The 12,442-nt window shown below is 70.4% G+C and carries 14 protein-coding genes; 1 reads left to right on the forward strand and 13 read right to left on the reverse strand.

Going from position 1 to position 12,442, the window contains the following annotated elements:
• The 12 genes from NH287_RS06645 to NH287_RS06700 all read right to left on the reverse strand — a co-directional run.
• On the reverse strand, positions 1-849 hold an 849-nt coding region (locus tag NH287_RS06645), incomplete at its 3' end, for an RDD family protein (RefSeq protein ID WP_253034948.1).
• Complete coding sequence (locus tag NH287_RS06650) at positions 846-1,709, reverse strand: hypothetical protein (protein ID WP_253034949.1); 864 nt, start codon at positions 1,707-1,709, stop codon at positions 846-848. The genes NH287_RS06645 and NH287_RS06650, both read right to left, overlap by 4 nt.
• 48 nt (positions 1,710-1,757) lie before the next feature.
• Complete coding sequence (locus tag NH287_RS06655) at positions 1,758-2,333, reverse strand: hypothetical protein (protein WP_253034950.1); 576 nt, start codon at positions 2,331-2,333, stop codon at positions 1,758-1,760.
• The gene (locus NH287_RS06660) at positions 2,330-3,028 is read right to left on the reverse strand and encodes a hypothetical protein (protein ID WP_253034951.1); all 699 of its coding nucleotides are present in this window, start codon (positions 3,026-3,028) and stop codon (positions 2,330-2,332) included. Before NH287_RS06660 ends, NH287_RS06655 begins: the two co-directional genes overlap by 4 nt.
• Positions 3,029-3,085: 57 nt before the next feature.
• Positions 3,086-4,201: a hypothetical protein gene (locus NH287_RS06665; protein ID WP_253034952.1), complete on the reverse strand. Its 1,116-nt coding sequence runs from the start codon at positions 4,199-4,201 to the stop codon at positions 3,086-3,088.
• Entirely contained in the window at positions 4,198-4,848 is a 651-nt protein-coding gene (locus NH287_RS06670; protein ID WP_253034953.1) for a hypothetical protein, read from the reverse strand. Before NH287_RS06670 ends, NH287_RS06665 begins: the two co-directional genes overlap by 4 nt.
• Before the next feature lie 69 nt (positions 4,849-4,917).
• On the reverse strand, positions 4,918-5,217 hold the full coding sequence (locus tag NH287_RS06675) for a hypothetical protein (RefSeq protein ID WP_253034954.1): 300 nt from the start codon (positions 5,215-5,217) through the stop codon (positions 4,918-4,920).
• 2 nt (positions 5,218-5,219) lie between these two features.
• Entirely contained in the window at positions 5,220-5,924 is a 705-nt protein-coding gene (locus NH287_RS06680; protein WP_253034955.1) for a hypothetical protein, read from the reverse strand.
• 98 nt (positions 5,925-6,022) lie between these two features.
• Positions 6,023-7,630, reverse strand: coding sequence for a bifunctional phosphoribosylaminoimidazolecarboxamide formyltransferase/IMP cyclohydrolase (gene purH / locus NH287_RS06685; protein WP_217531582.1), 1,608 nt, complete (start codon positions 7,628-7,630; stop codon positions 6,023-6,025).
• A gap of 37 nt (positions 7,631-7,667) precedes the next feature.
• Complete coding sequence (purN, locus tag NH287_RS06690) at positions 7,668-8,249, reverse strand: phosphoribosylglycinamide formyltransferase (protein WP_064001268.1); 582 nt, start codon at positions 8,247-8,249, stop codon at positions 7,668-7,670.
• Between the two features lie 4 nt (positions 8,250-8,253).
• Positions 8,254-9,567 (reverse strand): DUF6350 family protein, encoded by a 1,314-nt coding sequence (locus tag NH287_RS06695; protein ID WP_253034956.1) that lies wholly within the window; start codon positions 9,565-9,567, stop codon positions 8,254-8,256.
• Positions 9,568-9,632: 65 nt separating this feature from the next.
• Positions 9,633-9,974, reverse strand: a complete 342-nt coding sequence (locus tag NH287_RS06700; RefSeq protein WP_217531580.1) for a DUF2200 domain-containing protein — start codon at positions 9,972-9,974, stop codon at positions 9,633-9,635.
• A gap of 55 nt (positions 9,975-10,029) precedes the next feature.
• Here NH287_RS06700 and NH287_RS06705 point away from each other — a divergent pair, with 55 nt between their 5' ends.
• Positions 10,030-11,448 carry an NCS2 family permease gene (locus tag NH287_RS06705; protein ID WP_253034957.1) on the forward strand — a complete coding sequence of 473 codons (1,419 nt, stop codon included), beginning with the start codon at positions 10,030-10,032 and terminating at the stop codon, positions 11,446-11,448.
• An 86-nt stretch (positions 11,449-11,534) separates the two neighbouring features.
• On the opposite strand, the gene sucD is transcribed toward NH287_RS06705, so the two are convergent.
• Positions 11,535-12,437 carry a succinate--CoA ligase subunit alpha gene (sucD, locus tag NH287_RS06710; protein ID WP_064001264.1) on the reverse strand — a complete coding sequence of 301 codons (903 nt, stop codon included), beginning with the start codon at positions 12,435-12,437 and terminating at the stop codon, positions 11,535-11,537.
• Between the last annotated feature and the right edge of the window lie 5 nt (positions 12,438-12,442).

Here is a 12,442-nt window from a genome sequence, read left to right on the forward strand (position 1 = left end):
CGGTGCGGGCCCGACGCGGGGGGTCGCGAGGCCGGGGGCGGCGTCGATGACCCCGGGAGCGGCCGACGCCGCGGCATCCTCCGTCGCCGCAGGGCGGCCGTCGGATCCGCGGTTCACGCCGAGGACCCCCGCGCTGATGCGGTTGCCGGGACGGTAGTCCGGACGCGCGCCGGGCCGGGTGGGAGTGGCGAGCGACGGGCGCTCCGGGCGTTCGGGGACAGGCTCCGCCTTGACGGTCTTCCGGGCGATCCGCATCCGCTTCTCGTCATACGGGTTCAGGCCGCGGCGGATGTCGACCAACCACATCCGCGCGGCACGGTCGTGCAGCCCGCGGCCCCGCTCCTGCGGGTCGAAGGTGGGTGAAGCGAGGATGACCGCGGTGCCGATGACCGGGATGACGCCGGCGAGGCCGACGATGAGCGCACGGAGCAGGACGGCTCCGGCGCCGGGCTTCTCGAGCGTGCGGACGCTGATGCTCCGGAGCCCCGTGAACCCCTTGCCGATCGTCAGTCCGCGCCGCGCCTGCAGGACCCACTGCACGATGAGGAAGGCGAGCGAGAGCGCCACGGTGATGCTCGCCATCACGGTGGCCAGCACGAAGCCGGGGTGGTTGACGAGTCCATAGGGCGAGATCGCCCCGGTCGCGAGCTTCAGGAGCAGCGGGACGGCCCCGAGCCACAGCGGCAGCTGCAGGAAGGCCCAGATGAGGATGTCGAGGAGGAAGGCGAGGGATCGACGACCGAACGGTGCACGGACGAGGCCCAGGGCGGCCGCGTACGCGGGGTCGGGCCGACCCATCGCGTCGACGCCGTCCGGCCGGTCCTCCGGCTGATCGATCTCCCAGATCATGCCGTCGGTGCTGCGGGCTGATCGCCGGGCACGAAGTAGCGCGCGGGTGAGAGCCCGGTGCGCACGACCGCGTCACCGGCGGCGTCGAGGAACTGGGTCAGCGTCGCGACGCTGAGGGTCCCCGACGGGTCGGCGATGATGACGTTGTCGACCACCGGCAGGAGCGTCGCGGTGCCCCGCGGCCACGTCGCGAACGTCGTCGTCACTCCCGACTCCAGCACCCGGATCTTCGCGGGCGCGATGTGCACGTCGGGGCGCAGGAGTGCGACGGTCTGCACGTCGTACGCGCGCACCGAGAACAACCGCAGCACGCGCTCGAACCGCATCGCCAGCTCCGGCACTCGCTCCCGCCACGGGAACGGCGCCCACCCCTCGTCGGCCCGCACCATCGGGTGCGCGCTCACCAGGGGCCGGTCCGCGTCGAACAGCTCCTCCGCGACGTCCAGCGTCCGCGCGATGGCGGCCTGATCCTCCGCACCCACGATGACCACTCGATCACGGGCGTACGGGAACACCACCGGGTCGCCGGAGAGCTCGAGCCCCGCCACCCGCGACGGGTCGAGCAGCACCGCAGCGCCGAGCGCCTCGTCCTCGATGACCACCGTCCCCTCCACCGCGGAGGGGGGCTCACCGACGAGCGATACCGCAGCGCGCAGGGCGTCCCGGAACCCGGCATCCGCCCCCTCCGTCTCCCCCTGCGTGACGGCGGAGCCCCGATCACGGTGATCGAGCCCGACGAAGACCTCACCGCCGACGTACTCGACCCGCGGGTGCGCGGGCCCCGGAGCCGTCTGCGCGAGCACTCCCAGCTCGCTCGCACCATAGATACGCACGGTCACATCCGTCGCGATCGCACTCATCGGTTCAGCCCTCTCATCAGCGTTCTCACAGACTAAGTCCTCGGTCCCTCACCGGTCCGTCGCCGGCGACCACGTCAGGTCCACGGGCGGGATCCTGCGCGTCGGCCGAGTCGTCGACAGCCATCCGAGGGGCACGATGTGGACGGCACTGGCCGACGCGGGCGCCGGGAGCGGCTCGCCGTGCACGACGAGGACGATCGCCCTGTCGCCGGAGCCCCACCAGTCGGCGCGGCGGACCCCGTGGCGCTCCAACGCCCGCACATACGCGTTGGAGGGCGCGTCGCCCTGCTCCACGGCCAGGGCGGCGCCGTGACGGTACTCGCAAGCGCTGCGGATGCTCCGCCACAGTTCGCTGGCGCGCTCGCGCACGGCCGCGCGGATCTCGTCGCTCGCCGGGGGCTCCCACGAGAGCGGCACGATCGACACGTCGCCGCGGCGGAGGAGCGGCGTCCCCGGGATCAGCTCGCCGTCAGGCTCGTCGACGAGCCGCGCTTCGATCTCGTCCACGATGCGGCCGCCTCTGACGAGGGCGCCCTCGCCGTCGTCCGAGCGGACGACGGCCGCGTCGATCACGTGACCCGTGAGCCAGGGCTCTCCCGACACGGTGGCGTCGGGCTGAGTCATGAGTTCAGGTCCAACCTCTGCGCCCTGCCCGGCCACAAGCCCGGGTTGTAGTCGCCGTCGAGGTCGCGCCCCACGCCCGTCGCCGAGGAGGGAATGTCGATGACCGCTTCAGGGATGCCGGTGGGCAGATACCCGCCGGGGATCCAGTGCTCGTTCGCGCCCGCCTCGTTGCCGGACGGCATCCGGAGGTTCGTCAACTCAGAGGCGTTGAAATGGCGCACTTCGAGGGGCAGCGGATTGCCGTTGTCGTCGAAGAACCAGCTGCGCTCCATGCCGAGCTGATCGGCGATGATGTTCACGTCGCCGTCGGCGTTGCGGATGATCTCGTCGAGCTCGGACGTCGGGAAGACGAAGGTCGAGCCGTCCCGTTGCCCGGGGCCGTACGTGTGCAGCGTGTCGGAGAAGTAGATCCTGCTGGCACCGTCGTCGAAACGCGCCAGGTGCTGGGAGATGTAGTCGGCGTCGAGATAGTCGCCGGGGTCGGGCGCGTCGCCCTTCCAGCTCACGACGGCGTCCGGCGTCCAGTGCGTGTCGGTGCGCCACGCACCGCTCACGTTGTCGAGCGCATCGACCTGCGAGCGGTTCAGGTCCTGGCGCTGACTGTGCTTACGGAACATGTCCGCGAGTTGACGCACGTGGACGGGAACGCCGTCCAGCGAGTTCTTCAACGGTCTGATGACCTCACCGATGCCCATGATCCCCCTCTCCGGTCAGGGTAGCCACGACGATCGCCGGCGACCCAGGTCTTGCATTCACGCCGTCCATGGTTCAACGTCCGCCCTCGACCACCGCAGGTCTGCGGGTGCACGCCCGGACGTCGTCGCACTGCGCCCCGACACCCAGCGCGCCGGCACGAGGTGCACCGCGAGCGCCAGATCGCCCGCCTCCGGATCTCCGGAACGGACGAGGACGACGCCGGTCTCGTTCAGGACCCACCATCGCGCGTCCCGAACGCCGACTGCGCGCAGCGCCGCCGCGTAGGCGGCCACCGGTCCGTCGCCGCGTCCGTCGAGCGGCAGATCGATCGGTCGCCCGGCGGCGTACTCGAAGGCGCCGGCGAGCCCCGCCGCACGATCGTCGACGCGTCGACGCTCCTCCGCGGCATCCCGCCCGGATGCGCGCGGCGCGGTGCCCTGCAGCATCACCGGCACGATCCTGGCCGCGTCCCGCTCGATCACCGGCACCGCCGAGGGCACCGGCTCGAAACGGGTGAGCGCTGTGACCGCGTCGAGGACGGTGGTATCGGATGCCGGCAGAATCCAGCCGCCTTGCTCGGAGGCGGAACCACCGGCGGCGATCTCCGCACGCGCGTACGCCTCGGCCGCGTCGATCGCATCCAGGTCGAACCGGGCGAACTCGGGCGGAGCGGATGCCGCGGTGACCGGCCCCCAGTCGCCGAAGGCCGGGACGTCGAGCCACCGCAGTTCCTGCGGCGCGCTGATCTCGGTGACGAGGTCCTCATCGATCGGAGAGGAGCGCTCGATGTGGACGACGCCGTCCGCGTACCAGCGGTGCTCGACTCGCAGCAACTGGGAGTACGGTACGCGCCGCCCCGGATCGCCCTCGGGATAGAACAGATCGACCGCACTCCGACGCAGCAGGCGCCCGTCGGTCTCCTCCCACCCGACCCGGCGGATCGGCGTCTTCGTCGGTGCGTAGAACGTGACCGAGAACCGGTGGCGGCGTACAGACACATCGAGGAACCACGTCGGCGGGGTCGACGCCGCGACCACGCTCAGTCCCTTGCCGTCCTCGTACCGGCGGCGGGCATCGTCGTCGGTCAGATACGGGTTCTCGCCGAGGGCCTCGAGCCGGTGGATCTCGAATCGCTCCGGGTATCGGACCGCGCCCGCGTCGCCGAGGGTCACAGTCGGAAGGGCGTGTACGAGCCCCACGTCCCGCCGGCCGACGGGTCACCGCGACCGGCATCGGGATGCGTGTTCAGCACGGCCTCGGGGATCCCTTCGGGCAGATAGCCGCCGGGGATCCACGCCTCGTTCGCGCCGGCTTCGTTACCCCGCGGCATCCGGAGGTTCCCGTTGACGATCTCCTCGTAGCTGAAGTCGGCCCGCGTGATGTCGACGGCGTTGCCGTTGGCATCGACGAAGAAGTTCTCCCCCAAGCCGAGCATGACGCCGAGCTTCTTCGGGTCACCGTCGGCCTGCTGGATGATGTTGTCGATCTCGGAGGTCGGAAACACGAACGTCGTGCCCTGATTGCCGGGCCCGTAACGGTCCAGGCTCTCGCTGCGGTAGAACCGAGTCGCGCCACCTTCGAACCGCTGCAGGTGCTGCTGGATGTAGTCGGCGTCGAGGTATTCCGCCGGGTAGGGCCGATTCGGCTTCCCCGATCCGACGACGCGGTCCGGCGTGTGCCAGGAGTCCTTCTTCCAGCCGTCGCGGAGGGGCTGGGGCACGTCTGTCGCGTCGAGGTCCGTCACCCGGTTCGTGCTCTGATTCTGCTTCTGCCCGTGCTTGCGGAACATCTGCGCGAGTTGACGGACGTGGACAGGCATCCCCTCGAGCGAATTCATCATGGGTCGAACGACCTCGCTACCGATCCTCATGACTCACCTCACTCCCTTTCATCGCCAGTTGTACGTGTAGGCCCAGGCCAGCGCATCCAGGGCGCCCGACGAGAGTTCCGGATGCCGCGCCGCCAGCTCCGCCCGCGCTCTGCGACCCGCCGTGGGGAGATCGTCGCGGGTCCAATCGGGCGCGATGGCGAGACACTCGGTCACTGCCGCCTGGGCGCGCTCCTCGAGGGGCGAGGCCCCGCCCGGGGTCTCCTGCACGCGAGAGCGAGGGTGCGATGACGTCCCCCACCCCAGCAGAGCGATAATGGCGGCGCTCAGGTCGTCGTCGGCGACCACGGCGTCCCGCATGGTCAGTCGCCCCCGATGTTCAGGCCGGCGAGGTCGGACATGAGCCTCTCCGTGAGGGTTTCGACGTCAGCGGCGTGCTGTTCCATCTCGCCCTGCGCCTGCTCGAGAGCCTGCAGGTCGGCGTAGAACTCGTCGGGGTCGCCCGCGACAGCCTCGACGATGGGCGAGTCGAGGGCGGCCATGATGACACCGGGCAGCTCGTTCGCGAGCGGTTCGATGACCATGGGGAGGACCTGGTTCAGCACCTGCTCGACAGCCATGTCGACGGCAGCGTTGAGCAGCTTCTTCTTGATGATGAGCATCGGGCCGGCCCCGGCGGCGGTGATCGGGTTCGTCAGCATCGCGACGAGCGCGATCATCGTCGAGGTGACGTCGGCGATGACCTTGATCTTGAGCGCGGTGACGGCACCGGCGGCGATGTCCACCCCGGTCGGCACGGGCCCGAGGATGTCGAGCAGCTTCTGCAGGTTCTGGGCGCGGTTCGCGTTCCAGGCCCCGACGTACGCCGGGCCCGCCTGGCCGCGCAGCGCCACGGCGAGCTCGGTGTTGACCTTGCGGTCCATCGCCTGCAGCTTGCCCTCGAGCTCCGTGCGGAACACCTCGATGATCTGGCCGCCGCGGCGGAGTTCGTCCTCATCGACGTCAGGCCAGTCGAAGCCGAGCTTCTCCATCACCCAGATGAGCTCGTTCGGCAGCATCATTCCCATGGCGGAACCTCCCGCGACGACATTAGGCGAACGACGGGACCGATTTCGATGGGGAGAACTCCCCCGGCTCCGACCCGCTAGTATCCGCCGCCACCTGTTCAGTGGAAGAAGTGACGCTCCCCGGTGAAGTACATCGTGACCCCGGCGGCCTGGGCGGCGTCGATGACCTCCTGGTCGCGCACGGACCCGCCCGGCTGGATGATCGTCGTGATCCCGGCATCCAGCAGCACCTGCGGTCCGTCGGCGAACGGGAAGAACGCATCGGATGCCGCGACCGAGCCCGCAGCACGGTCACCCGCCCGCTCGACGGCGAGGCGGCACGAGTCGACGCGGTTGACCTGCCCCATGCCGATGCCGACCGTCGCGGAGTTCTTCGCCAGGACGATCGCGTTGGACTTCACGGCGCGGCAGCTCTTCCACGCGAACGACAGATTCTCGAGCTGGTCGTCGGCGGGGCGCTCGCCCGATACGAGCTGCCACGAGTCGACGAGCGACTCGATCTCGTTCGGGAACCGGTCGGCGTCCTGCAGGAGGAGGCCGCCGGAGACCAGGCGCACGTCCATGGGCTCCTGACGCCAGTCGGCGGGCAGCTGCAGGACGCGCAGGTTCTTCTTCAGCTTGAAGACCTCGAGGGCCTCGGGCTCGAAGTCGGGGGCGACGATGACCTCGGTGAAGATGTCGCGCAGGTTCTCGGCCATCTTGAGCGTCACGGTGCGGTTGGCGGCGATGACGCCGCCGAAGGCCGAGACCGGGTCGCACTCGTGGGCGCGCAGATGCGCCGACGCGATCGGGTCGAGCGCCTGCGGGGCGCCGATCGCGATGCCGCACGGGTTCGCGTGCTTGATGATGGCGACGGCCGGCTTGATCAGGTCGAACGCGGCGCGGAGCGCGGCATCGGCGTCGACGTAGTTGTTGTAGGACATCTCCTTGCCCTGCAGCTGCGTCGCCTGCGCGATGCCGTGCCCGCCGACACGGGTGTAGATCGCCGCGCGCTGGTGCGAGTTCTCGCCGTAACGCAGCGTCGCGAGACGCTCCGCCTTGATCGTGAGGTGCTGCGGCAGGTCGCCCTCGCCCTCGAGGGTCTCCTCCGCGAACCAGGTCGCGACGGCGCGGTCGTAGGCGGCGGTGTGCGCGAAGGCGCGGGCGGCGAGCTCCCGCCGCTGCGCGAGGGTCGTCCCGCCCTGCCCGAGCGCGTCGATGATCGCCGGGTAGGACTCCGGCGAGACCGCGATCGCGACGTTGGCGAAGTTCTTGGCCGAGGCGCGCACCATGGCCGGTCCGCCGATGTCGATCTGCTCGACGACCGCGTCGCCCTCCGCCCCGGAGGCGACGGTCTCGACGAACGGGTACAGATTCACGACGACGAGCTCGAAGGGAAGGATGCCGAGTTCGCCCAGCTGGGTCTCGTGGTCCTCCAGCCGCAGGTCGGCGAGGAGGCCTGCGTGCACGCTCGGGTGCAGCGTCTTCACGCGTCCGCCGAGCGACTCGGGGAAGCCGGTGATCTCGGACACGTCCTTCACGGAGATGCCGTTCTCGCGCAGCAGCGCGGCGGATCCGCCGGTCGAGACGATCTCGACGTCGGCGGCGGCGAGGGCCTGCGCGAGCTCGAGGAGCCCTGTTTTGTCGCTCACCGACACGAGCGCCCGGCGCACCGGCACGACGTCGCGGTCGCGGTAGAGGGAGGGATCGATCTGCGGTCCGGCCATGCGGGAACTCCTCGGGTCGGGGGCGTTCGGGTGCGGTTCAGGAAGTGAGGTCGAGCTCGCCCGTCGCGATGCGACGCACGACGTCGATGAGCAGCCGGCGCTCGACCGGCTTGATGCGCTCGTGAAGGGTGTGCTCGGTGTCGTCGGGGAGCACCGGCACGCGCTCCTGCGCCAGGATCGGCCCGGTGTCGACGCCGTCGTCGACGACGATGACGCTCGCACCGGTCTCGGTGACACCGGCGGCGAGCGCGTCCCGCACACCGTGAGCGCCGGGGAACTCTGGCAGATAGGCCGGGTGCGTGTTGATCAGGCGCGGCGCCCACGCCGCCACGACGGCGGCGGGCAGCAGGCGCATGAGCCCGCTCAGCACGACGAGGTCGGGCTCCCAGACGTCCAGGTGCGCCAGGAGCTCCTCGCCCCAGGCCTCACGACTGTCGAACTCCTGGAACGGGACCATGAAGGTCGGGATGCCGTACGCCTCCGCATGAGCGAAGCCGTCGGCCTGCCGGTCGGCCCCCACCACGATGATGCGCGCGGGGAAGTCGGGCTCGCTCGCGGCGTCGAGAAGGGCACGCAGATTGGATCCCGTGCCCGAGATGAGGACGGCGACCGTGAGCACCGGCTCAGTCTAGCGGGGTGGTGGGGAACTCATCGGGCGAGACCGCGGCGGCCGGCGCCGGACGGGACTCGGCGGTCGGGGTCGTCGCCGGCGTCTCGCGCACGAGGGGCTGCTCGGTGTCCTCACCGCGCGGTGAGAGGAGGACGACGGCGGCACCGACGGCCACCTCGGCCGCCGCCACGAGGGCGACGAGCCAGGGCTCGGGCCCGACGTGGATGAGGCGGCCCGGGCCGATCGACCCTTGCGCCGCCCACGCGAGGACGGCGACCACGGCCCCGGTGCCGACGACGAGGACGGCGAGGGCGACCAGGCGCGGGCGGAGCGGCTCGGCATCCGCCCCCGGTCCCACCAGCAGGGCGCTGCGCGTCGCGGCGCCGGCCAGCGCGCCGAAGCCGACCACCACGAGTCCGAGCAGCAGCAGCCACCCCGACGTCGAGTCGGGGATGACGCCGAAGACAGGGATGCCGGGGACGACACCCAGGCTCGTCCCCGCCGGGGAGACGGCCGTCCCGGTGCCGACGGCGAAGCCGGGGCCGACCGCGAAGCCGGCGAACCACATCACCAGGGTGGGCAGGTAGAGGATGCTGCCGAGGGCGAGCACGACGACGCCGAGGAGATCGGCCTGCGCGGCCTGCGTCAACGCGATGACCTCGCCGCCGCGGGCGAAGAACAGGATGGCGAGGACGACGGCACCGACCGCCACGATCCCGGCGACGCAGATCGCGACGCCGCGGGCACCGGCATCCACCGCTTCCTGCACGTCGTCGGGGAGCCGCTCGGAGAGCGCATCGATGATGCCGTCGTCGCCGTCGTTCCAGGCGCGGATGACGGCGCTGACGAGGGCGGGAACGGCGAACACGAGCGTCGGGCCGACGACGGCGGGCAGCAGGTCGACCGCGGCGATCGAGGCGCGACCGGACAAGGCGATGAGGGTGGACACGACGGCGACCGCGACGGTGCCGCCGGCCACGCCCGTCACCCACGCGCCCGCCCGCGCCGCGCGCGCGCCGGAGCGCCACGCCGAGATCGCGGTGAACGCCGCGAGGGCGGTGGGGGCGAGCGACAGGGTGAACTGCGCACCGCCCGACGGCAGACCGCCCGAGACGACGAGCTCGGCGGGCAGGGAGACGGCGACCGGCGCGAAGTGGCCGAGCTGCCAGATCGTCGCGGCCGCGGGCCATAACGCCGCCCAGTCCGCGTCGCCGCCGATCCCGAAGATCCAGACGAGGGTCACGGGCGCGAGCACGACACCGACACCGACCGCGACGGCCAGGAGGGCGTCGACGGCGGCGAGGAGGGAGACGAGCAGGCGATTCACAACAGACCGACCCTACCCGCGCGCAGGCCTCCCGCCGGGCTCCCGCTCCGGCGCGGACCGACGCATCAGACGCGCAGGACCTTTTCGAGCGCCTTGCCCCGGGCGAGTTCGTCGACGAGCTTGTCGAGGTAGCGGATGCGGCGCATCAACGGGTCCTCGATCTCCTCGACGCGCACCCCGCAGACGACCCCGGTGATCCGCGTCACGGCGGGATTCAGCTCGGCGGCGGCGAAGAACTGCTCGAACGTGGCCTCACTCTCGATCTGCCGGGCGAGGGCGGCGTCGTCGAAGCCGGTGAGCCACTCCACGACCGCATCGAGCTCGGCCTTGGTACGCCCCTTGCGCTCCACCTTCGCGAGGTAGAGCGGGTAGACCGCGGCGAACGGCGTGCCGAAGATGCGGTGCATGCGGTGAGGATACGCCCGCCCCGCGAGGCCCGCCAGGACGCACTACCCTCGGAGGGTGAACAGCACCACATCCCGCTCGTCCCGCGGGGCCGCAGCCCCGGCATCCGCGTCGTTCCTCGACCGCTACTTCGAGATCAGCCACCGCGGCTCCACCGTCGGCACCGAGATCCGCGGCGGCGTCGTCACGTTCGTGACGATGGCCTACATCGTCATCCTGAACCCGGCCATCCTTTCGTCGACGCCCGATGTTGAGGGCGTCACCCTTGATCCGTCCGCCCTCGCCGCGTCGACCGCCCTCACTGCCGGTGTCATGACGATCCTGTTCGGTCTCGTCACGCGGCTCCCGTTCGCCTTCGCTGCCGGCCTCGGCATCAACGCGTTCGTGGCCTTCTCGGTGGCCGGCCAGGTGTCCTGGGGCGAGGCGATGGCCCTCGTCGTCATCAACGGTCTGATCATCGTGCTCCTCGCGGCGACGGGCCTGCGGAAGCTCATCTTCGATGCGGTGCCGGTGCAGCTGAAACTCGCGATCACCGTCGGCATCGGCCTCTTCATTGCCTTCATCGGTTTCGTGAAGGCCGGGTTCGTGAACCCCGCCGAGGGGACACCGCTCGAGCTCGGCGTCGGCGGCTCGATCACCTCGCCCGCGACCCTGCTGTTCATTGCGACCCTGCTGATCGGCGGCATCCTCATGGCGCTGCGCGTGAAGGGCGCGATCCTCATCGCCCTCGTCGCCGGCACGATCCTCGCCGCGATCGTGAACATTTTCACGCCGGTCGCGGACTTCGGCCTCTCCGGTAGCATCGTCGCCGCGCCGAACCTCAGCCTCGTGGGCGCCGTCGACTTCGGGTTCGACCTCGGACGGGTGGGTGTGCTCGCGCTCGTCATGTTCGTGTTCACCCTCGTCTTCACGAACTTCTTCGACGCCATGGGCACGATGACCGGCCTCGCGCGCGAGGCGGGACTCGCCGACGAGCGCGGCAACTTCCCGCGCATCAAGTCGGCGCTCATCGTCGAGGGTGTCGGCGCCGTCGTCGGCGGTGGCACCTCGTCATCCTCCGCGACGGTCTTCGTCGAGTCCGGCTCGGGCATCGGCGAGGGAGCCCGCACCGGTCTCGCCAACGTCGTCACCGGCGTGCTGTTTTTGCTCGCGATGTTCATCACGCCCGTGACGGGCCTCGTGCCCGGCTTCGTCGCCGCCGCCGCGCTCGTTCTCGTCGGCGCGCTCATGCTCACGCAGATCAAGAACATCGACCTGTCGGACTTCAACGTCCTGCTGCCCGTGTTCCTGACCGCCACGGTCATGCCGCTCACGTACTCGATCGCGAACGGCATCGGCGCCGGCTTCATCAGCTGGGTCGTGCTCAACACGTTCTCGGGCAAGGCGAAGCAGGTCCACTGGCTGCTCTGGATCGTCGCGGCCGGCTTCGTCCTGTACTTCGCCCGCGGCCCCATCGAAGCCGCCTTCGGGGTCTGACCGCCCCCACGTCGAGGTCGTTCACGGGCATTCCGGGAACGACGAAGGGGCGGATGCCGCAGCATCCGCCCCTTCGTTCGAGTGGCTTAGAGCGCCTCGATGATGGCGCGCATCAGGTCGGCGGTCTCGGACGGGGTCTTCCCGACCTTGACGCCGGCGGCCTCGAGGGCCTCCTTCTTGGCCTGCGCGGTGCCCGCCGAGCCCGAGACGATGGCGCCGGCGTGGCCCATGGTCTTGCCCTCGGGAGCGGTGAAGCCGGCGACGTAACCCACGACGGGCTTCGTCACGTGCGCCTTGATGTAGTCGGCCGCGCGCTCCTCGGCGTCGCCGCCGATCTCGCCGATCATGACGATGGCCTTGGTCTCGGGGTCGGCCTCGAACGCCTCGAGGGCGTCGATGTGCGTCGTGCCGATGACCGGGTCGCCGCCGATGCCGATGGCCGTCGAGAAGCCGAGGTCACGGAGCTCGAACATCATCTGGTATGTCAGCGTGCCCGACTTCGACACGAGGCCGATGGGGCCCTTGCCGGTGATGTTCGCGGGCGTGATGCCGACGAGCGCCTCGCCGGGCGTGATGATGCCGGGGCAGTTCGGACCGATGATGCGGGTCTTGTTGCCCTTGCTCTTCGCGTAGGCCCACGCCTCGGCGGTGTCGCCGACGGGCACACCCTCGGTGATGACGACGAGCAGCGGGATCTCGGCGTCGATCGCCTCGATCATGGCATCCTTCGTGAAGGCGGGCGGCACGAACGCGATGGAGACGTCCGCGCCGGTCTTCTCGATGGCCTCGGCGACCGAGCCGAAGACGGGGAGGTCGACCTCGCCCTCGTGCGGCTTCTCGTGAGTGACGGTCGTGCCGGCCTTGCGGGCGTTGACGCCGCCGACGACGTTCGTCCCGGCCTTCAGCATGAGGGCGGTGTGCTTGGTGCCCTCACCGCCGGTGATGCCCTGGACGATGACCTTGGAGTCCTTGTTGAGGTAGATAGACATGTCTG

It is taken from the genome of Microbacterium sp. CnD16-F, assembly GCF_024124465.1.
Lineage (GTDB): Bacteria > Actinomycetota > Actinomycetes > Actinomycetales > Microbacteriaceae > Microbacterium > Microbacterium gawkjiense.